This window comes from Neisseria lisongii, assembly GCF_028463985.1.
Lineage (GTDB): Bacteria > Pseudomonadota > Gammaproteobacteria > Burkholderiales > Neisseriaceae > Neisseria > Neisseria lisongii.
On sequence record NZ_CP116766.1, the window covers coordinates 1562627 to 1581902 of the forward strand.

Genomic DNA, 19276 nt, shown 5'->3' on the forward strand with positions numbered 1-19276 from the left:
CTGCAGTTTTCAGACGGCTTTGGTTACTTCAATCTGTTATCAAATGCAACAGAGCGGCGGTTTAGTTTAAATGCCGCGCAGCAATTCGTTGACGCTGGTTTTGGCACGGGTTTGTGCGTCCACTCGTTTGACGATTACGGCGCAATACAGGCTGTGTGAGCCGTCGGCGCTCGGCATGCTGCCGGAGACGACAACCGAACCTGCCGGTACTCGGCCTTGGTAGATTTCGCCGGTGGTGCGGTCGAGGATTTTGGTTGATTGGCCGATAAATACGCCCATGGAAATCACTGAGCCTTCTTCGACAATCACGCCTTCTACGATTTCGGAACGGGCGCCGATAAAGCAGTTGTCTTCGATGATGGTCGGGCTGGCCTGCAGCGGCTCTAATACGCCGCCGATGCCCACGCCGCCGCTCAGGTGTACGTTTTTGCCGATTTGGGCGCACGAGCCGACAGTCGCCCAAGTATCGACCATGGCACCTTCGTCCACATATGCGCCGATATTGACATAAGATGGCATCAACACGACGTTTTTCGCCACAAAGCTGCCCCGGCGTGCCACTGCTCCCGGTACGGCACGGAAGCCGGCGGCTTTAAACTGTTCTTCAGACCAACCGGCAAATTTGGTCGGCACTTTGTCGAAATATTTATTGACACCGTCGTCCAATACTTCGTTGTCTTGAATGCGGAACGACAGCAACACGGCTTTTTTCGCCCATTCATTGACTTTCCATTCGCCCACGCCCAAGCGTTCTGCCACTCGCAGTTCGCCCGAATCGAGTTGGCGCAGGGTTTCCAATACGGCTTCTTTCACTTCCGGCGTTACGCTGCTCGGGGTGATGTCGGCACGGTTTTCAAATGCTGTTTCAATAATTTGCTGTAAAGACATAATCTTTTTCCTTAAAATGGCTGTTGAGCCGCCGTCAAGGCGGTATCCGGTAAATTCGCAATAGAGTGAATTCACTATATAACTGAAACGGTTATTGTTCATACCACGCATGGAAAATAACGGTTTCAGCGATACGGCGTTATTTTGCCATGTAAAGCAGCTCTCGTCAGCTATTAAATCGATGATCACACCCAAACCGCCGCTGTTTCTTTGCTATAATGCCGTCTGAAAATTGAATAAAAGCACACACCATGCAGATTGACTTTACCCGGCCGCTGTTGGCTGTCGATACCAGCACTTCCTGTCTCTCGCTCGCTCTGCGATCGGGCGGCGAAACGTTTCTGTATCATGCCGAAGCGGGCAATAAACAGTCCGAACAGATTCTGCCGCAAATCCAAATCCTGTTTGACGAAGCGGGCATCACCGCCGCCGATTTGGGGGCGGTGGTTTATGCACAAGGCCCCGGCGCATTTACCGGTCTGCGTATCGGTATCGGCGTGGCGCAAGGTTTGGCAACGCCGTTTGCTACGCCGCTGATCGGCATTCCGTGTCTGGACGCTGTCGCTTATCAATGCCCGCAGCGGCCCTGCGTGTTGGCGGCAACCGATGCCCGCATGGGCGAAGTGTTTTACGCATGGTTCGACACCGCCGCCCACCGCCGCCTGAGCGATTATCAGGTCGGCAAGGCGGAAGAAATCGCCCTGCCTGCCGCAGCGGTGTTTTCAGACGGCATCGGCAATGCTTTTGCCCTGCCCTCGCCGCCGCCGTTTGCCGGCAAACCCGATATGCCGACTGCCGCCGCTTATCTGGATTTGGCACAAAGCGGGCGTTATCCTGCGGTCGGTGCCGCCCATGCCGAATTGCTGTATGTGCGCAATAAAATCGCATTAACTGCCAAAGAACAGGCGGAACGGAAAAGCCGATGATTATCCGCCCCGCCGCCGCTGCCGACTGCCAAACGCTGGCGCAGATTGATGCCCGAGGCAATCCCTCGCCGTGGTCGGCGGCGCAGTTTCAAGCTGCGATTGAAAGCCGTTTCGACAGCGTAGCCGTTTGCGAATGCAGCGGCAAAATCGGCGGCTTTATCGTCTGGCAAAGCGTGTGCGGCGAATCCGAGCTGCACCTGATTGCGACTTCGCCCGAACACCGCCGCTGCGGCATTGCTTCGGCACTGCTGGCACACTGGTTTCAGACGGCCTCGGCGCAACATATCGAACGCCTGTTTTTAGAAGTCCGCCAAAGCAACGCCGCTGCGCAAAACCTCTACCGCAAACACGGTTTTCAGACGGCCGGTATCCGCAAAAATTATTACCCGCTGGCAAACGGCGGGCGGGAAGATGCCGTTTTAATGGAGAAATCATGTTAAGCAGCCGCTATCTGCACCTGCACGAGGCCTTGGGATTAGGTCCGATGTGGCTCAACCGCCAAGCCCGATTTGTGCCGTCTGCCGCAGACACCCCGCCGCCCCGCCACCCGAAACCTGCCGCTGCCGCCAAACCGGCAACCCGACCGACGCTGTCGGCGCTGGCTGCTTTGAACCAACGTTCGGAAAAAAATCCCCAAACCGCTGCGCCAAGCAGCGAACTGCCAACGCAAGCCGCTGCCACCCCCGAGTTGCCCGTATCCGCCGCCGGCATTATGCCGTCTGAAATCATGGTTATCAGCATCTGCCCCAGCACCGAAGACAGCGTTGCCGGCCAACTGTTCAGCGGTGCAGTCGGCGTATTGCTCGACAATATACTCGCCGCCATCGGTTTAACGCCGCAGCAGGCACACAAAACCTGCTGGATTAAGGCCGCACCCGCCGACAATACCATGCCTGATTTGCCGCAAATCGAAGCCGCTGCAGCGCAAATCGCTGCCGAATTGGCGCAGTCGCAAGCCCGTGCCGTGGTTTTTTTGGGTCAGTTTTTCCAAAAGCCGCAACAAGCCGCCGCCATGCAGCAGCTCTGCGGCGGCCTGCCGTATATCGTTATTCCCCACCCTGCACGACTGCTTCGCCAGCCGAGTTTAAAAGCCGACGCATGGCATGAGTTGAAAAAAATCAAAGCCTTGCTGCGCAACCACCGACCATGACCGATTCCACTCTGATAATGATTGCCGCCTGCGCCGCAGCCTTGCTGGTCGGCGCACTGACGGCATGGCTGGCCGCCAAGCAGTCGGCACAGTCGCAACAATTCGCCCTCAACTGCCGTCTTGCCGAATTAAACCAGCAATACCAAGCCATGCTGAACCAATACACGCAGGCGCAGGAAGCCTTGGATGACAGCCGCCGCCACGCCGCCGATTTGCAGGCCGACCTGCAGGATATCCACAGCCGCTTTGCCGCTGCGTGCCAACAAATCGAATATCTGCAGGAACAACACGCCGCCACAGGCCGTCTGAAAACCGAATATGACGCTTTGCAGCAGCACGCCCACGAATTAAGCCTGCACAACGAACACCTGCAAACCCTCATCACCCAAGAACGCCGAGCCGCCGATGAAAAACTGGCACTGCTTACCGAAGCCCGCCAAAGTTTCGGCCAAGAATTCCACTATCTCGCCCAAACCGTTTTAGAAGAGAAAAGCCGCCGCTTCAACGAACAAAGCCACGAACAGCTCGGCCGCCTGCTGACCCCGCTCAACGAGCGGCTGCACGGCTTCGGCGAACTGGTGCAGCAAACCTACGAAAAAGAAACCAAAGAACGCCTCACCCTCGAAAACGAACTCAAACGCCTGCAAACCCTCAACAACCGCCTGCACAACGATGCCCAAGCCCTCACCGCAGCCCTCACCGGCACACAAAACAAAACCCAAGGCACATGGGGCGAAATGATTTTAGAAACCGTATTGCAGCAATCCGGCCTGCGCCGGGGCTTAGAATACCAAGTGCAAACCTCCGCCACCCGCATCGAAGAAGACGGTAGCCGCCGCCGACTGCAACCCGATGTCGTCATCAATTTACCCGACAACAAAAAAATCATCATCGATGCCAAAGTATCGCTCACCGCCTACGTCCGCTACACGCAGGCCGCCGACAGCGACACCGCCCGCCAAGCCCTCAACGCCCACACCGCCAGCATCCGCAACCACATCAAAACCCTGTCCGAAAAAGACTACACCGACTTAGGCGGCATCGACACACTGGATTTCGTATTCATGTTTGTCCCCGTCGAACCCGCCTACCTCGCCGCCCTGCAACACGACGACAAACTGCTGCAGGAAGGCTTCGACAAACGCATCATGCTGGTCGGCCCCGGCACCCTGCTCGCCGCCCTGCGCACCGTCGCCCACCTCTGGCGCAGCGAACAGCAAAACCAAAACGCCGCCGCCATCGCCGAAGAAGGCGGGCGGCTCTACGACAAATTCGTCGGCTTCGTCCACACCCTCGAAACCGTCGGCAAATCCCTGCAACAGGCCGAACACCAATTTCAGACGGCCTACCGCCAACTCACCGAAGGCCGGGGCAACCTGATTGCCCGCACCGACAAACTGCGCCAACTCGGTGCCAAAACCACCAAACAGCTCGACCCGCAACTGCTCGACGGTGCAAATGTGCAGGAAGAAGAGCAGGATTGAAATTAAATATGGCGGCAGAAAATCTAGTAATGCAGGACAACTTATTAACTGCCAATTTTTTTACAGATAAATCAAACCCATGCGTAGCGTATGTACCATAGCACGCACGTATCCTTTCAGTTGCGATTTAATGCTGTCTAAAAAATCTAAATCCGTTTAATAATGGTTTGGGAGACAACAAATTGCTCTATAGTTAGAACACCGAATTTTCCATACAAAAGCAGGCGTAGATTGTGGTTAGCGAGGCACGAGCGTAATCCAACAATATCTTATGTTTCAAGGTTTTTTAAATTAATGTTGGGTCTCGACCCAACCTACGCCATGTTTAAAAATCGTATGGATTATTAAGTATATTTACTATACTGACACAACAATCCGTCCGCCATAGGGAAATCGAAAACAAAGGCCGTCTGAAAACCCGATTTTGGCTGCGCAGAAACCCGCTACGCTCGTTTTCAGACGGCCTTGCTATAACACAGAGTATTTTTCACGGTAAGCCTTTCTGCATAAGCAATACGGGCTTTTCCAACGCTACTGCCTGTCAAGCCAATCGTCGCGGGTTTGCCGTGCTTCGTCAAAATAGCTGTAGAGGGCGGCACGGTCTTCTTTTTGAAGCATGGTGCGTACACGCTGCAGCTGGTTTTGCAGGCCGTCGATTAAGTCGGTGAGGCTGTTTTTGTTGGCCAGACAAATATCCGTCCAGATGGCGGGGTGGCTGGAGGCAATGCGGGTAAAGTCCCGAAAGCCGGAGGCGGCGAATTGTAAGTAGGTTTGGCCGTCGGGGTGGTCGAAGATTTCGTGGACGTAGGCAAAGGCTGCCAAGTGCGGCATATGCGACACGGCGGCGAATACGGCATCGTGGTCGGCGGCGCTCAGGCGGTGGGTTTCGGCACCGACTGCCTGCCATAATGTTTCGATACGGGCAATGCTTTCAGAGTTTTCCTGCCCGTGCGGGGTAATAATCAGTTTTTTGTTGCGATACAATCCGAATTGGGCGGCCAGTGCGCCGCTGCGGTCGGAACCGGCAATCGGGTGGGCGGCGACGCAATGGGGAAGATGGTCGGGCAAATGCCGTCTGAAAGCGTCGATTGCAGACTGTTTGGTGCTGCCGACATCGGATACGATGGCTTGCGGGCTGAGAAAGGGACGGATGGTGTCGCAGATTTGCGGCAAGGTAGAAACGGGCGTTGCCAACAGTACCAGTTCGGAACCGGTGATGCTGTTGGCATTGAGATGCACCGAGGCTGCGTCGATGACTTTGCGTTCCAATGCCCGTTCGAGATTGTCGGGATTGACATCCACACCGATGATTTTCTCTACCAGACCCAGCCGTTTTAAATCCAAAACAAACGAGCCGCCGATCAGGCCGACGCCGATAAGGGTGATTTGTTTGACGGGCAAAATGGCTGACATGGCTGAACCGCTGGCAAAAATCTGAGTTTACCCGATTGGCGGGCAAACTCAAAGCCGCAGGGGGAAATTTGCGGTTTTTAGGTATGGTGAATCCACTTTAAAGGCTGTCTGAAAATCAGCTTTTCAGACAGCCTTGCTTGATGATTGGAACGCTTTAACGCCATGCGGCGATAAATTCCTGCCAATGCGTTTTTTCGGGGGCGAGTTCTTTGAGATAGTTTTTCAGGCGTTTGATTTCGATTTCGTATTCGTCGCCGTCGAGTGCGCCCGTCATCAGGCGGAAACGCAGATACATCAGATAGGTATTGGCGGCATCGGTTTCGCAATAATCCCGTATGTCTTTCAGACGGCCTTGGTGGTAAGCCTGCCAGACTTTGCCGCCGTCCATGCCCAATTTACCGGGAAAGCCGCACAGTTTTGCCATGTCGTCGAGCGGCACGTTGGCACGGGGCTGATACAGTGCCAGCAAGTCCATCAAATCGCAATGGCGGCTGTGGTAGCGGCTGATGTAGTTGTTCCATTTGAAATCGCGGCTGTCGCCGAAATCGCCCTCGCCCATATCCCAATAGCGGGCGGCGGAAATGCCGTGAATCAGCGCACGGTAATGCAGCACCGGTAAATCGAAACCGCCGCCGTTCCAGCTGACCAGTTGAGGCGTGTGGTTTTCGATTAATTCGAAAAACTTGGCAATCACGGTTTCTTCGCTGTCTTCCGGCTCGCCGATGGTGCCGACGTGGATTTTTTCGCTGCCCCAACGCATACAGCAGGACACTGCCACCACCTGATGCAGGTGAAGCTGCATAAAATCGCCGCCGGTCTGCGCCCGCCGTTTTTGTTGGGCAAACAATACTGCTTCTTCGTCTGAAACTTCTGCCGGCAAATCATACAGCAGGCGGATGCCTGCCGCATCGGGAACGGTTTCAATATCAAAAGCCAAAATCGGTGTCATACGCTGCCCAATCTGTTTGAAAAAAGGAAAACGGATTTAATCGTGGATTCACTTTAAAAGAGGACAAGGCGAGCCAACACCGTACTGTTTTAAAGCGAATTCACGGTATTTTGCCATATCGGGCAACGACTTGTATATAGTAAATCAACCCAATTTCTAGTACATTCCAAACCCAACACGCCCGTCATTCCGACGAAAGTCGGAATCCATTTCGGCGGTTTAGGTAACTGTTTTTTCTTTATGGTTTCTGAATCTGACAGATGGATTCCGACTTTCGTCGGAATGACGAGTGTATTTGGAAATTGTATGGATTTTTAAGTGGATTTACTATATACCTTGAAACATAAGGTTTTGTTGGGTTACGCTCGTGCCTCGCTAACCTCAACCTACGCCTGCTTTTGTATGGAAAATTCGGTGTTTTAACTATAGTAACAACTGTCCGAACCAAGGCAAAAAAAGTGGGCAATCCCCCACAGGATTGCCCCAATACCTCAAATCAGAGATTTACGCTTCACAAACAATACAGGCTTTCACCTGCGGCTTTATCAAAGCAGCTCAACTCCGCTTCAATAAACTTTCGTTTCGAACTTATCGAAACGTCCCTTGCGGGGAAACTGTCGGCTTCCAGACGTTATGCCGTCTGAAAACATGTAACTGTATGTAAGCGAAATATACGCCGTTTATCCGGTTTTGCCAATACTTTCCCGCCAAACAGGTAAATGAGATATGCTTTTGATTTGAAGCGTGCTTGAGAAATTTTTTAATATTTAAACAATTATTTTTCGTTAGTTATTGAAATATAATTTCCGATTATTCCATTTTTATATTATTTTGTTTTTTCAACATAAAATCAGATGTTTGTTTTTCAGATTTTTCTTTGCTGTTAATATTATGATTTTAATGGAAATTATTTTTAGACATGATGTGAATATTTCACCACAAATCATGATTTGGTTTTTCGGGAAAACAACAGCAGCTTTCAGCCCGGTATTGTGAACAAAAATACGCCTATGCCGTCTGAAAATCGGTTTTTCAGACGGCATAGGCGTATTTATATTATTGTTTTTTTCATGTTTTATTTCACTTTATCGTAAAAACCGGCTTCGCCTTCGGGGCGGGTTTTGAAGCGTTTGTGCAGCCAGAAATACTGTTCGGGCTGCTCGCATATCCGTTCTTCGATAAAGCGGTTCATGCGGCGGGTGTCGGCTTCGATGTCGCCGCCGGGGAAGTGTTCCCACGCCGGATAGAAGCACAGGGTTACGGTATTGTCGGCTTCCCGTGTGGGAATGGCGGGTATCACTTTGGCACCGGTCATGCCGGCGATGCGGCTCAGCCCAGCGATGGTGGCGGTGGGAATGCCGAAAAAATCGACAAAAATCGAATCGTTGCGGCCGAAATCCTGATCGGGGAGATAGAGAAACGGGGCGGCGGATTTGCGGATTTGTTTGATGATGGCGCGCAGGCCTTCGGTACGTCCGATTAAGAAGACGTTTTGATAGCGGTGGCGGCCTTTGAGAATCTGCTCGTCCAGCGTGCGGTTTTTCTGGTGGGAATACATGCTGGTGAGCGCAACATCTTGGTTTAATGTGTAAACCGCCATTTCAAAGGCGGTGAAATGGGGGTAGAGAATAATCACTTTTTCGCCGGCGGCCAGCGCTTCGTCAAGATAATGTTTGTCCCGATAATGCACGAGTTTGCGCAGGCGTTCGGCCGGGGCGTACCAATACAGACCGTATTCCAGCATCAGTTTCGCCATGTGCTGGAAATGGCGTTTGAGCAGGGCGGTGCGTTCGGCGGCGCTGCGTTCGGGAAAGCATTTTTCCAAATTGATTTCGCCGACTTTGCGGCGGGGCTTGACGGCGTAATAGGCCAGCAGCCCGACGGCATCGGCGAGTTTGTGCAGCAGTTTGAACGGCAACAGTTGCACCAGATAGAGTATCACGAAGGCAAATTTCATATTTGTCTGCAAACGCCGTTTTCAGACGGCTTGGCTGTAAGGAAAAAATGATTATATAGTAAATCAACTGAATTTCTAGCCTATTCCGAACCCAACACGCTCGGCTATATCGGCTGCAGTTTATCGGCCGACACAGAAAATTCGGTATTTTAACGATGGTGAAATTTCCGATAATTAAAGCAAGGCCGTCTGAAAATGTTTAATAAAGACAACGGTTTTCAGACGGCTTCAGGCACAGTTATCTCTGAAACCGTCCGCCTTTAATCTGCATACCGTCAGCGTTCAGCTTGTAGGCAAGGCTGTGGTTGCGCAGGGCGTGGGTCAGGGCGACGGCGAGACCGTCGGCGGCATCCGCCTGCGGTGTACCGGACAAACCGAGCATCTGCACCACCATGTGCTGTACCTGCTCTTTCGCCGCCTTACCCTTGCCGACCACCGCCTGCTTAACCTGCAGGGCGGTATATTCGTACACCGGCAAGCCCCGCATCACCAATGCCGCCAACGCTGCGCCCCTCGCCTGTCCCAACATCAGCGTGGCCGCCGGATTGACATTAACAAACACTTGTTCCACCGCCGCCTGATTGGGACGGTATAATTCAATGATTTCACGGATGTTTTCGCAAATCACGCCAATCCGCCCCGCCAACTCGTCAGCGGGAATGGTTTTGATGCAGCCTGAGGCGACATATTGATAATCTCGGCCGCACACATCAATGATGCCGAAACCGGTAATCCGGCTGCCGGGATCGATGCCTAAAATGCGTTGGGTTTTCCGGTTCATCTGCGGTGCAATCATCATTGATTTTCATAAGGCGGCAACAGTCTGTGCTGCAATGCCGGTAAACGGGTGCGGACGCTGTTCAGTCTGGCCGCTTCCAAATCGGCAACAATCACGCCCTCGCCCTCCACCCGTTCTGCCAACACTTCGCCCCACGGGTCGATAATCATGCTGTGGCCGAAAGTGCGGCGGCCGCTTTCGTGTTTGCCGCCTTGCGCCGAGGCGACTACATAACATTGGTTTTCCACTGCACGGGCTTTGAGCAGCAGTTCCCAGTGCGCCTGACCGGTGGTGTAGGTAAACGCCGCCGGCAACATCAAAACCTCAAACGGCTGCTGGGCGCGGAAAAATTCGGGGAAACGCAAATCGTAACATACCCCCGCCGCCACGCCGACCCCGCCGATATTGAAATGCGGCACTTCGCAACCGGCGCTGATGGTATCGGCTTCGGCGTAGCGTTCGCCCAAACCGGAAAAGCCGAACAAGTGCATTTTGTGGTAATGCTCGGCCAGCGTACCGTCGGGCAGATAAATCTGAAGCGTATTCATTACCTTACCGGCTTCGCTGCTGACCAGCGGAATCGTACCGCCGAATAACACCACGCCGCAATGGCGGGCAGTGTCGCTTAAGGCCGTCTGAATTTCGCCCTTGCCGGCTTCTTCCGCCCACGCCAGTTTGTCGGTATCGTTTTTTCCCATCAGCGGCCAATATTCGGGCAGCAGCACCCACTCCGCCCCCCGTTCCGCCGCCTCGGCAACCAGCCGCCGCATGGCGGCAATATTTTGCGCAACATCGGTTGATGACACCATCTGCACCGCCGCCGCCCGTATGGTTTTCTGCATCACGCTCTCCCCAATAGAATATTGCCGCCAGTTTACCACAAGCACCGTCTGCGGTTGCAGCGGCTGTTGGGCGGAAGGATACATGTTTACACTTGCCTGAAACAATAAAATACCCGAAAACGCTGCGCCGCCGCCTGTATTACTTTATTATTCATTTCACTATATAATGTTCAAGCCGTCTGCATAAAGCCCTTGTTTTCAGACGGCCTTCCGACAACAACAATAAAGCCGCCGCTATGCACGAATTTTCCCTCGCACCCATCGTTATCGTTTTGCTCGTTTCCGTGATTACCGTGATTTTCTGTCGGAAACTCAATATCCCTTCCATGCTGGGCTATCTTTTGGTCGGCTTTATCGCCGGTCCGAGTATGCTGCACCTGATTCCCAAAAATCAGGCAACCGATTATTTGGGCGAAATCGGCATTGTGTTTCTGATGTTCAGCATCGGTTTGGAATTTTCCCTCCCCAAACTCAAAGCCATGCGCCGCTTGGTGTTCGGACTGGGCGGGCTGCAGGTAGTGATAACCATGCTGTCGGTAATGGGCGTACTGATGGCGCTGGACACGCCGTTTAACTGGGCATTCGCCACCGCCGGCGCACTGGCCATGTCGTCCACCGCCATTGTCAGCCGCATTCTTTCCGAAAAAACCGAATTGGGCCAGCCGCACGGTCAAATGGCAATGGGCGTTTTGCTGATGCAGGACATCGCCGTTGTCCCTCTGATGATTCTGATTCCGGCGCTCGCCGGCGGCAGCAGCGGCAATCTGTGGGCAGAACTCGGCTGGGCGGCGCTGAAAATGATTGCCACCCTGAGCATTCTGTTTTTAATCGGCAACCGGGTGATGTCGCCGTGGTTCAGAATGGTCGCCAAACGCAAATCGTCCGAATTGTTCATGATTAACGTACTGCTGGTTACCTTGGGCGTGGCCTATCTGACCGAACTGGAAGGCCTGTCGCTGGCATTGGGCGCATTTGTTGCCGGTATGCTGCTCTCGGAAACCGAATACCGCTTCCAAGTGGAAGACGACATCCGCCCGTTTCGGGACATTCTGCTCGGCTTTTTCTTTATCACCGTCGGCATGAAACTCGACCTACAGGCGCTGATCAGCGACTGGCAGCTGATTTTGGTGCTGCTGGCCATTTTGGTGCTGCTGAAAGCGCTGGTGGTGTTTATCATCGCCCACCGTATGCGCAACCCTGTCGGCGACAGCCTCAAAGCAGCGCTGTATCTGGCGCAGGGCGGCGAATTCGGCTTTGTAATGCTGGCGATTTCCAGCAAAATCAACATGGTTTCCACCGAATTGGAACAGGCCGCCACCGCCGCCGTATTACTTTCGATGGTGATTGCACCGTTTTTGCTCGAAAGCAGCGACAAAATCGTCAACCGCTTTGTGAAATCCAGCTGGGACATGAAAGCGCTCAACCTGCACACCATGCTGGTGGCCACCATGAACAAATCCGACCACGTCCTGATTATCGGCTTCGGACGGGGCGGCCAAACCGTCGGCAGGATTCTGGCCGAACAAAATATCCCCTACTTCGCCCTCGACTTAGACGTAGAACGGGTGCAGATTGCCCGCAGCGCCGGCGAACCGGTATCCTTCGGCGATGCCAAACGCCGGGAAGTATTGGAAGCCGCCGGATTGGGGCGTGCCAAAATGGTGGTGCTGACCCTCAACAATATGCACGAAACCCAGCATGTATTGAACAACATCATTTCCATGCACCCGTCGATGCCGGTGTATGCCCGTGCCATTAACGACGATTATGTCGGCATTTTCACCGATATGGGCGCAGAAGAAGCCGTTTCCGACACCAAAGAAACCAGCCTCGCACTCGCCGGTTACGCCATGCTCGCACACGGCGCACCTTACAACAAAGTCTATCAGACCATTACCAACATCCGCCGCAGCCGCTACGCCTCGCTGGGCGACTTATTCAGCGGCAGCGACGACGATACCGGCTTTTCGGAAGAAGGCAAAACCGTTGTCCGCTACGCCTTCGCCCTCAGCGACAACGCCGCCGCCGTCGGCAAAACCATTGCCCAACTTCCTATCCAAAGTTGCCATATCCGCCTGCTGTTTGTCCGCCGCAACACCGGCCGCATCGACAACCTAGCGCCCGAATTTGTCTTGCAAACAGGCGACATTTTAGTAGTTGCGGGCAAAAAAGAAGAAATAATTTCTTTTGAAAACTGGAGCTTGCAGGGACACTTCTGATTATCAAAAAATAAACCTTGCCAAAAAGCCGCTTTTTTGATTTAATAGCGACTTCGCAAATTTGCGCCACGGGTGATTAGCTCAGTTGGTAGAGCGTCTGCCTTACAAGCAGAATGTCGGCGGTTCGACTCCGTCATCACCCACCAAGTTTTCAAGTTTATTGCTCCTTGCAGTAAATGCGCGGTGGTAGCTCAGTTGGTTAGAGTATCGGCCTGTCACGCCGAGGGTCGCGGGTTCGAGCCCCGTCCGCCGCGCCAACTTCCAGAAAAACACTTAACGGTGTTTTTTGTTTTAACAGAGAACGGATAACTTTATTAGTCTTTTCTCTGAAAAGGGTGATTAGCTCAGTTGGTAGAGCGTCTGCCTTACAAGCAGAATGTCGGCGGTTCGACTCCGTCATCACCCACCAAGTTTTCAAGTTTATTGCTCCTTGCAGTAAATGCGCGGTGGTAGCTCAGTTGGTTAGAGTATCGGCCTGTCACGCCGAGGGTCGCGGGTTCGAGCCCCGTCCGCCGCGCCAACTTCCAGAAAAACACTTAACGGTGTTTTTTGTTTTAACAGAGAACGGATAACTTTATTAGTCTTTTCTCTGAAAAGGGTGATTAGCTCAGTTGGTAGAGCGTCTGCCTTACAAGCAGAATGTCGGCGGTTCGACTCCGTCATCACCCACCAAATATCAACGGCCTTACAAATGTAAGGCCGTTTTACTGTTTGCTGTCAAATCAACCATCTTGGAAAGAAACCAACGCTCCTGTAGTTAAGACACCGGTTTCCATACAAAAACAGGCATAGGTTACGGTTAGCAAGGCACGAACGTAACCAACAAAATCTTATGTTTCAATTTTCTAAATAATGTTGGGTCTCGACCCAACCTACGCCCTGTTTAAAAACCGTATGAATGATTCAGTGCATTCACTATAAATAAACAAGGCCGTCTGAAAATCAACATCGGCATTTTCAGACGGCCTTGTTTTAGCTGTTTGCCAAACCGGAATCAATAATGCGGCGGGATTTCGTCACGCAGGCTGTATGCGTTGCCTTCGTCGGCGTTTTTGTCCTGCATTCTGCGGTACAGCAGGCGCAGTTGTTCCTGTTGCAAATCCAGCGTCTGCTGCATATCGGCAACGATGGTGTTCAAACTGTCGATTAAATCTGCCTGCAAGGCCGTCTGAATTTCGAGTTCGGTAATGCGGTGTTCCCAATCGTTCATCACAACACCATGGCAGCAATCCAACCGGCGGCCAGCAGCGGCAGGTTGTAGTGGATAAAGGTCGGAATCACCGAATCACGGATATGGTCGTGCTGGCCGTCCACATTCAAGCCCATGGTCGGACCGAGCGTGGAGTCGGAAGCGGGCGAACCGGCATCGCCCAGCGCACCGGCGGTGCCGATAATGGCAACGGTTGCCAGTGGCGAGAAGCCGAGGCTCAGGCACAGCGGCACATAAATAGCGGTGATAATCGGCAAAGTGGAAAACGACGAGCCGATACCCATGGTTACCAGCAGGCCGACCACCAACATCGCAAACGCCGCCAGTCCTTTGCTGCCGCCGAACATCGCCATGCTTCCCTCAACCAACGGCTGAATATCGCCGGTGGCTTTCATCACAGCGGCGAAACCTTGAGCGGCAATCATCACAAAGCCGACCATCGCCATCATGCGGATACCGGCACCGAATACATCGTTGGCATCGCTGCGTTTAATCACACCCAAGGTCATAAATACGGCAAAACCGAGCATCGCACCCAGCAACAGAGCTTCATCGTACAACAACTGAATGGCGAAACACACGGCAATCGCAATCGCTGCAACCAAGCTGCGGTAAGGCGACGGCGCAGGGTGTTCGACATTGGCGTTTTCCATATCCACCTGATTATTTTGATAGAAACGGGGTTTGCGGTAATGAACAAACGCCAGCAGCAGGCCAACAACCATGCCCAAAGCGGGAATCGCCATCGCCTGCATTACATTAATGCCCTGCGTATCCATACCGGCGGCACGGATATTGCCCAACATGATTTCGTTCAAGAAAATAGCGCCGAAACCATACGGCAAAAACATATAAGTCGTTACCAAACCAAAAGTCATCACGCAGGCAATCAAACGGCGGTCAACCTGCAGACGGTTGAACACCAGCAGCAGCGGCGGCACAATCATCGGAATAAAGGCAATGTGAATCGGCACAACGTTTTGACTCATCACGCCCATCACCAACAAAATGCCCAGCAGCAACCATTTGATTTTCGCCCCGCCGCCATTGACGTGGTCGGGACGGTTGCCCGAATTGAGTTTGCGGATGATCGAACCGGCAAGCTGCTGCGGCAAGCCCGAATGGGTAATCGCCATCGCAAATGCGCCGAGCATGGCATAAGAAAGCGCAATTTTCGCCCCGCCCGCCAAGCCGTTTTGAAACACGGTGATAATCCCCTCCTGCGACACCTTGCCCGCCGCACCGGCAATATCCGCCACCGGCATACCGGCCACCAAGCCGCCGACAAATGCGCCGATGACCAAACTGAGTACAACGTGTATCCTCGCCAGCGACAAAGCCAGCATAACAATGACTGCAATTACTACGGCATTCATGCCTGTTTCTCCGTTTACGTTAAATTTTGCTTAAAAGAGTTAATATAACGTTTCACAGACGGGCTGACAAGGCAACAGCAAAAATCATGCCGTCTGAAAAGCGGATATTTCCGTTTTCAGACGGCATAAATCATAGATGAACCGAAAAAATATAACAGCATTAACAAACCACCCTTTCCCGTCCCGCCAGCGGGACGGGGAATAGCTTGCCGTCTGAAAACATAGTTTCTGCGAAACTAAAATCACCGTTCCTACAATGCGCTCTGCGTAGCGCCCTACTCTGCGTCAAGGCCGTTGGCTTTGAGCAATGCTTTCAGCTGCTGCGCCACCTGTTCTTCTTTCAACAGGCGTACCAACTCGTGGCGCACCAGTTCAAACGGCGGTGCTTCCGGCACTCGGTCGGTTTTGCTCAATTTAAAGAGATAAAACCGATCGCCCAGCTTCACCGGCTCGCGGGTTACTTCGCCCCGGTTCAGGTTTTCAACCACGCTTTGCAGCGGCTCGGGCAATTTGCTTTCCGGCGAAAACAGATGATCAGGAACGGTCGGCTCGGCGCTCGGATAACGCTTCGCCAATTCGTCAAACGACAAACCTTTGCGCAGCAGCGCCAAGGCTTCCTGCGCAGCGGCTTCGCTCGGGAAAGCGGCTTCCTGAAGCTGAATCAGCAGGGTTTTGCGGTCGTAGAAGCGGCGCAGTTCGGCATCGGAAACTTCTATCTGCTTTTGCAGATATTCGGTGTATTGTCCGGCATAAAACTCGGCTTCCATGTTTTTGAAATGAATCTGCACTTCCGGGTCTTTGTCCAAACCCAGCTTCAACGCTTCGTTTTTCAACACTTCCAGAGTCTGTAACTGTCGGGTTACCTGATTGCGGATGACTTTGCCGTCTGCACCGGCCGCCGCTTCGCCGCCTTGCTGTAAAACGGTACGCACTGCGGCATCGATGCGTTCGGGCGCAATTTCGGGAGCGGCAACTGCCAGAGAAGCCGCCGCTGCGGTCAGCCATATCAGGCTGCGGGTATATTTCATGGTTTTACTCCGCCGCTGTTTTATTTAGCGGGTTGGATTTTGGCTTTTTGCAGCAGGCTGCCGACGGCTTGGTCGATGCGTTGCGCCTGCAGGCTTTGGGCGATTTCGCCTTTCAGCTGTTCATAAGCCGGCACTTGCAGCGCTCGGCGGTCGTTGACATAAAACACGCTGAACACCTGCCCTGCGGCAACCGGTGCGGAAACGCCGCCTTTTTTCAAATCTTTCACCGCTGCGTACACCGGCGGTGCGGACTGTTGCAAATCTTTCAGCGGCACAGGGGCAAACAGTTCTTGGCTTTGTTTGCGCTGTTCGTCCAAAGAATAGCGTTTGAACACGTCGGCAAAGCCTTTTTTGGCTTTCAGCTCGGCAACGGCTTTTTGCGCTTCGGCTTGGGTTTTGGTTACGATTTCGCCCAACAAGACTTCGTCGCTGCCTTTATAGTGGTCGGCAAACTGCTGATAAGCGGCTTTCACGTCTGCTTCGGCAACCGGCGCTTGGGCGGCAATGTGTGCGGCATAGGCCTGACCGAGCAGTTCGCTTTCAAATACTGCCCATTCGGTTTTGAAACCGGCCTGTTTGTCGGCACCGGATTTTTTGGCTTCGGCACGGGCGGTTTCCAACGCTTTGCGGTACTCGGCGCTTTGGTCGAGTTTCAGGCGTTTGGCTTCTTGGGCGACTGCGGTACGCACCACTTGGCCTTCGGTCAGATATTGGCGCAATTCGGCGGAATCCCGAACTTGCTGATTGGCGGCCATGACTTTGACTTGACTGTCAATAACGCTGCTGTCAATCGCTTCGCCGTTGACGGTTACCAAGGTTTGGGCAAACAGGCTGCCGGACAGTGCGGCCAGCAGCAATGCGGAAAATCGGATTTTGTTCATGGGTTTCTTTCTTGAAAAATCGGTTGTCAGGATTGGGCGTATTCTTCGGGCGTTTGCGCTTTGATGCTCAAGGCATGAATCAGGCCGTCTGAAAACAGGTCTTGCAACAGGTTTTTAATCATGCGCTGGCGGTTGAGTCGGCTCACGCCTGCAAATTCAGGGCTGACGGCCAGCACGGCATAATGTCCGCCGCCTTTGTTGCCTGCGTGGCCGATATGCAGATGGCTCTCATCGGTAAAGGCAAACGCCGTCAGATTGAGGCTTTTCAGACGGCCTTCGATGGCTTGGCGCATATCGCTCATTTAAATACTGCCTTGAATGGTTTGATCAATACTTCTTCATACACGCCGGCATCGACATACGGGTCTTGTTCCGCCCATTCTTGAGCAGCATCCAGCGATTCAAACTGCGCCACAATCAGGCTGCCCGATACCCGTTCGGGGTTTTCCGGCAAGGGATTCGGGCCGGCGGTCAGCAGGCGGCCTTGTTCTTTCAGCTTTTCCAAACGTGCCAAGTGCGCCGGACGTGCCGCCATGCGTGCTTCATGCACATCTTCGCCATCGGTCGCCAACAGCATAAAATAATCCATTGTTTTCCCTTTCTTAATGTTTGTCGGATAAATGTCGGCTCAAGTATAAAGCCTGAGCCAGAATAAAAACAATCATCAAACCGCTCGAGCCGAACAGTTTGTAATTCACCCACTGCGCTTCGCTGAAATGTTGAAACACGAAAATATTGGCACAACCCATAAAAATCAAGAACGCCGTCCACGCATAAGTCAGATGGGTCCACACTGCCTGCGGCAACGATAATTCTTTGCCCATCGTGGCTTTCAGCCCGTTTTTGCCCATCAGGTGGCTGCCCAGCAACACCGCTGCACCCAGCCAGAACAACACGGTCGGTTTCCACATGATGAAGCGTTTGTCTTTCAGCAGAATCGTCGCCCCGCCCATCACCACAATCAGAATCAGGCTGACCCACTGCATGGTATCCAGCCGCCCGTTTTTCTTATACGCCCAAACCGCCTGCAGCACACCGGCCGCCAAAGCCGCCGCCGTTGCCAGAATCATGTCTTTGGTCAGCGAATAAATCGCAAAAAACAGAATAACGGCAAATAAATCGCTTAAAACTTTCATAAATCCATCGTCAATCAGACCGTAAAGCCCCAATCATACAGGCTGCAGCAAAGTTTTGCACCATCGGCAAGCGGCACCGCAGCCGTCAGGCCGTCTGAAAACTGAAAATATCGTGCATTCATTTTCAAATATAGCAGAATAAGCCGTTTTCAGACGGCATCACGCCAACATCGGTTATAATTCCCGTTTCCGACCCATTTCCCCAACCGCCATGTCCCCACACCACGCCCCCAAACAACGCTGGGCCTTAACCCTTGCCTACGACGGCAGCCGCTTTTACGGTTTTCAAAAACAGGCCGACGGCATTGCCACCGTGCAGGCGGCACTCGAACACGCCCTCAGCCGCATCGCCCAAGAACCCATCACCGTTACCGCCGCCGGCCGCACCGACACCGGCGTACACGCCAGCGCCCAAGTCGTCCACTTCGACACCGCCGCCGAGCGGGTACCGCAGGCATGGATACGGGGCGTAAACGCCCATTTGCCGCAGGGCATCGCCGTGTTGCACGCCCAAACCGTCGCCCCCGAATTTCACGCCCGTTTCGATGCCAGCGGGCGGCATTACCGCTATCTGCTGCAATCCGCTCCTGTGCGTTCGCCGCTGCTCATCGGCAAAGCCGGTTGGACCCACTACCCGCTCGACCTTGCCGCCATGCAGCAGGCTGTGCAGCATTTAGTCGGCGAACACGATTTTTCTAGCTTCCGAGCCGCCCAGTGCCAAGCCAAATCGCCGGTCAAAACCATTTATCATGCCCATATCGACGGCACGCCCGAATGCTACAAACTCGACCTGCACGGCAACGCCTTTCTGCACCATATGGTACGCAACATCATGGGCGCATTGGTTTATGTCGGCAGCGGCAGAATGAGTCCGCAGGCATTCGCCGGTTTGATTGCCGAACGCAGCCGCCTCAAAGCCCCGCCCACCTTTATGCCCGACGGGCTTTACCTCACAGGCGTGGATTATCCGCCTCACTTCGGTATCACCCCGCCCCAAATCCCAGCGTGGCTGTGAGCAACGTTTGCAACACGACAAAAC

At 53.3% G+C, this 19276-nt stretch carries 19 protein-coding genes and 5 tRNA genes; 11 read left to right on the plus strand and 13 right to left on the minus strand.

Annotated features, from left to right (window positions below):
• Positions 1-66: 66 nt before the first annotated feature.
• Positions 67-888 carry a 2,3,4,5-tetrahydropyridine-2,6-dicarboxylate N-succinyltransferase gene (gene dapD / locus PJU73_RS07135; protein ID WP_237091731.1) on the minus strand — a complete coding sequence of 274 codons (822 nt, stop codon included), beginning with the start codon at positions 886-888 and terminating at the stop codon, positions 67-69.
• Positions 889-1139: 251 nt separating this feature from the next.
• Here dapD and tsaB point away from each other — a divergent pair, with 251 nt between their 5' ends.
• The 4 genes from tsaB to PJU73_RS07155 are packed head-to-tail and all read left to right on the plus strand — an operon-like array spanning position 1140 to position 4448.
• Positions 1140-1814 carry a tRNA (adenosine(37)-N6)-threonylcarbamoyltransferase complex dimerization subunit type 1 TsaB gene (tsaB, locus tag PJU73_RS07140; protein WP_237091730.1) on the plus strand — a complete coding sequence of 225 codons (675 nt, stop codon included), beginning with the start codon at positions 1140-1142 and terminating at the stop codon, positions 1812-1814.
• Positions 1811-2254: a ribosomal protein S18-alanine N-acetyltransferase gene (rimI, locus tag PJU73_RS07145; protein ID WP_237091729.1), complete on the plus strand. Its 444-nt coding sequence runs from the start codon at positions 1811-1813 to the stop codon at positions 2252-2254. The genes tsaB and rimI overlap by 4 nt, the downstream gene beginning before the upstream one ends.
• A complete protein-coding gene (locus tag PJU73_RS07150) occupies positions 2248-2964 on the plus strand; it encodes a uracil-DNA glycosylase family protein (RefSeq protein ID WP_237091728.1) in 717 nt (238 codons plus the stop codon). The genes rimI and PJU73_RS07150 overlap by 7 nt, the downstream gene beginning before the upstream one ends.
• Entirely contained in the window at positions 2961-4448 is a 1488-nt protein-coding gene (locus PJU73_RS07155) for a DNA recombination protein RmuC (protein ID WP_237091727.1), read from the plus strand. Before PJU73_RS07150 ends, PJU73_RS07155 begins: the two co-directional genes overlap by 4 nt.
• 531 nt (positions 4449-4979) lie before the next feature.
• On the opposite strand, the gene PJU73_RS07160 is transcribed toward PJU73_RS07155, so the two are convergent.
• The 5 genes from PJU73_RS07160 to PJU73_RS07180 form a co-directional block, all read right to left on the minus strand.
• Positions 4980-5861 (minus strand): prephenate dehydrogenase, encoded by an 882-nt coding sequence (locus PJU73_RS07160; RefSeq protein ID WP_237091726.1) that lies wholly within the window; start codon positions 5859-5861, stop codon positions 4980-4982.
• Between the two features lie 154 nt (positions 5862-6015).
• Entirely contained in the window at positions 6016-6810 is a 795-nt protein-coding gene (locus PJU73_RS07165) for a 3'-5' exonuclease (protein WP_237091725.1), read from the minus strand.
• Between the two features lie 1075 nt (positions 6811-7885).
• Positions 7886-8767: a lipid A biosynthesis lauroyl acyltransferase gene (locus PJU73_RS07170; RefSeq protein ID WP_237091724.1), complete on the minus strand. Its 882-nt coding sequence runs from the start codon at positions 8765-8767 to the stop codon at positions 7886-7888.
• Positions 8768-9005: 238 nt separating this feature from the next.
• Positions 9006-9548 (minus strand): crossover junction endodeoxyribonuclease RuvC, encoded by a 543-nt coding sequence (ruvC, locus tag PJU73_RS07175; RefSeq protein ID WP_237091734.1) that lies wholly within the window; start codon positions 9546-9548, stop codon positions 9006-9008.
• 14 nt (positions 9549-9562) lie between these two features.
• Positions 9563-10387, minus strand: a complete 825-nt coding sequence (locus PJU73_RS07180; RefSeq protein WP_237091733.1) for a carbon-nitrogen hydrolase family protein — start codon at positions 10385-10387, stop codon at positions 9563-9565.
• Between the two features lie 236 nt (positions 10388-10623).
• On the opposite strand from PJU73_RS07180, the gene PJU73_RS07185 reads away from it, so the two are divergent.
• The 6 genes from PJU73_RS07185 (at position 10624) to PJU73_RS07210 (ending at position 13278) form a co-directional block, all read left to right on the plus strand.
• Positions 10624-12606, plus strand: a complete 1983-nt coding sequence (locus PJU73_RS07185; RefSeq protein ID WP_237091723.1) for a monovalent cation:proton antiporter family protein — start codon at positions 10624-10626, stop codon at positions 12604-12606.
• Between the two features lie 70 nt (positions 12607-12676).
• Positions 12677-12752: transfer RNA gene (locus tag PJU73_RS07190), tRNA-Val, on the plus strand.
• 34 nt (positions 12753-12786) lie between these two features.
• Positions 12787-12863: transfer RNA gene (locus tag PJU73_RS07195), tRNA-Asp, on the plus strand.
• A 76-nt stretch (positions 12864-12939) separates the two neighbouring features.
• Positions 12940-13015 (plus strand) — tRNA-Val (locus PJU73_RS07200).
• 34 nt (positions 13016-13049) lie between these two features.
• Positions 13050-13126: transfer RNA gene (locus PJU73_RS07205), tRNA-Asp, on the plus strand.
• A 76-nt stretch (positions 13127-13202) separates the two neighbouring features.
• Positions 13203-13278: transfer RNA gene (locus tag PJU73_RS07210), tRNA-Val, on the plus strand.
• 322 nt (positions 13279-13600) lie between these two features.
• Here PJU73_RS07210 and PJU73_RS07215 read toward each other — a convergent pair.
• The 7 genes from PJU73_RS07215 to PJU73_RS07245 form a co-directional block, all read right to left on the minus strand.
• Positions 13601-13816 (minus strand): SlyX family protein, encoded by a 216-nt coding sequence (locus PJU73_RS07215; RefSeq protein WP_237091722.1) that lies wholly within the window; start codon positions 13814-13816, stop codon positions 13601-13603.
• The gene (locus tag PJU73_RS07220) at positions 13816-15192 is read right to left on the minus strand and encodes a Na+/H+ antiporter family protein (protein ID WP_237091721.1); all 1377 of its coding nucleotides are present in this window, start codon (positions 15190-15192) and stop codon (positions 13816-13818) included. The genes PJU73_RS07215 and PJU73_RS07220 overlap by 1 nt, the downstream gene beginning before the upstream one ends.
• Positions 15193-15467: 275 nt before the next feature.
• Positions 15468-16220 carry a peptidylprolyl isomerase gene (locus PJU73_RS07225; RefSeq protein ID WP_237091720.1) on the minus strand — a complete coding sequence of 251 codons (753 nt, stop codon included), beginning with the start codon at positions 16218-16220 and terminating at the stop codon, positions 15468-15470.
• A 20-nt stretch (positions 16221-16240) separates the two neighbouring features.
• A complete protein-coding gene (locus PJU73_RS07230) occupies positions 16241-17101 on the minus strand; it encodes a peptidylprolyl isomerase (RefSeq protein ID WP_237091719.1) in 861 nt (286 codons plus the stop codon).
• Between the two features lie 26 nt (positions 17102-17127).
• A complete protein-coding gene (locus PJU73_RS07235; protein WP_237091718.1) occupies positions 17128-17403 on the minus strand; it encodes a BolA family protein in 276 nt (91 codons plus the stop codon).
• Positions 17400-17690: a YciI family protein gene (locus PJU73_RS07240; RefSeq protein WP_237091717.1), complete on the minus strand. Its 291-nt coding sequence runs from the start codon at positions 17688-17690 to the stop codon at positions 17400-17402. Before PJU73_RS07240 ends, PJU73_RS07235 begins: the two co-directional genes overlap by 4 nt.
• 13 nt (positions 17691-17703) lie before the next feature.
• Complete coding sequence (locus PJU73_RS07245) at positions 17704-18237, minus strand: septation protein A (RefSeq protein ID WP_237091716.1); 534 nt, start codon at positions 18235-18237, stop codon at positions 17704-17706.
• 211 nt (positions 18238-18448) lie between these two features.
• On the opposite strand from PJU73_RS07245, the gene truA reads away from it, so the two are divergent.
• Positions 18449-19252 carry a tRNA pseudouridine(38-40) synthase TruA gene (truA, locus tag PJU73_RS07250; RefSeq protein ID WP_237091715.1) on the plus strand — a complete coding sequence of 268 codons (804 nt, stop codon included), beginning with the start codon at positions 18449-18451 and terminating at the stop codon, positions 19250-19252.
• Positions 19253-19276: the final 24 nt, after the last annotated feature.

Bases quoted from the DNA above. Each gene is read 5' to 3' on its own strand.
- tsaB (WP_237091730.1), top strand. From the start codon at position 1,140: ATGCAGATTGACTTTACCCGGCCGCTGTTGGCTGTCGATACCAGCACT.
- rimI (WP_237091729.1), top strand. From the start codon at position 1,811: ATGATTATCCGCCCCGCCGCCGCTGCCGACTGCCAAACGCTGGCGCAG.
- PJU73_RS07185 (WP_237091723.1), top strand. From the start codon at position 10,624: ATGCACGAATTTTCCCTCGCACCCATCGTTATCGTTTTGCTCGTTTCC.
- PJU73_RS07230 (WP_237091719.1), bottom strand. From the start codon at position 17,101: ATGAACAAAATCCGATTTTCCGCATTGCTGCTGGCCGCACTGTCCGGC.
- PJU73_RS07180 (WP_237091733.1), bottom strand. From the start codon at position 10,387: ATGCAGAAAACCATACGGGCGGCGGCGGTGCAGATGGTGTCATCAACC.
- PJU73_RS07220 (WP_237091721.1), bottom strand. From the start codon at position 15,192: ATGAATGCCGTAGTAATTGCAGTCATTGTTATGCTGGCTTTGTCGCTG.
- PJU73_RS07165 (WP_237091725.1), bottom strand. From the start codon at position 6,810: ATGACACCGATTTTGGCTTTTGATATTGAAACCGTTCCCGATGCGGCA.
- PJU73_RS07235 (WP_237091718.1), bottom strand. From the start codon at position 17,403: ATGAGCGATATGCGCCAAGCCATCGAAGGCCGTCTGAAAAGCCTCAAT.
- PJU73_RS07245 (WP_237091716.1), bottom strand. From the start codon at position 18,237: ATGAAAGTTTTAAGCGATTTATTTGCCGTTATTCTGTTTTTTGCGATT.
- PJU73_RS07160 (WP_237091726.1), bottom strand. From the start codon at position 5,861: ATGTCAGCCATTTTGCCCGTCAAACAAATCACCCTTATCGGCGTCGGC.
- PJU73_RS07215 (WP_237091722.1), bottom strand. From the start codon at position 13,816: ATGAACGATTGGGAACACCGCATTACCGAACTCGAAATTCAGACGGCC.
- ruvC (WP_237091734.1), bottom strand. From the start codon at position 9,548: ATGAACCGGAAAACCCAACGCATTTTAGGCATCGATCCCGGCAGCCGG.
- PJU73_RS07150 (WP_237091728.1), top strand. From the start codon at position 2,248: ATGTTAAGCAGCCGCTATCTGCACCTGCACGAGGCCTTGGGATTAGGT.
- truA (WP_237091715.1), top strand. From the start codon at position 18,449: ATGTCCCCACACCACGCCCCCAAACAACGCTGGGCCTTAACCCTTGCC.
- PJU73_RS07170 (WP_237091724.1), bottom strand. From the start codon at position 8,767: ATGAAATTTGCCTTCGTGATACTCTATCTGGTGCAACTGTTGCCGTTC.
- PJU73_RS07240 (WP_237091717.1), bottom strand. From the start codon at position 17,690: ATGGATTATTTTATGCTGTTGGCGACCGATGGCGAAGATGTGCATGAA.
- PJU73_RS07155 (WP_237091727.1), top strand. From the start codon at position 2,961: ATGACCGATTCCACTCTGATAATGATTGCCGCCTGCGCCGCAGCCTTG.
- dapD (WP_237091731.1), bottom strand. From the start codon at position 888: ATGTCTTTACAGCAAATTATTGAAACAGCATTTGAAAACCGTGCCGAC.
- PJU73_RS07225 (WP_237091720.1), bottom strand. From the start codon at position 16,220: ATGAAATATACCCGCAGCCTGATATGGCTGACCGCAGCGGCGGCTTCT.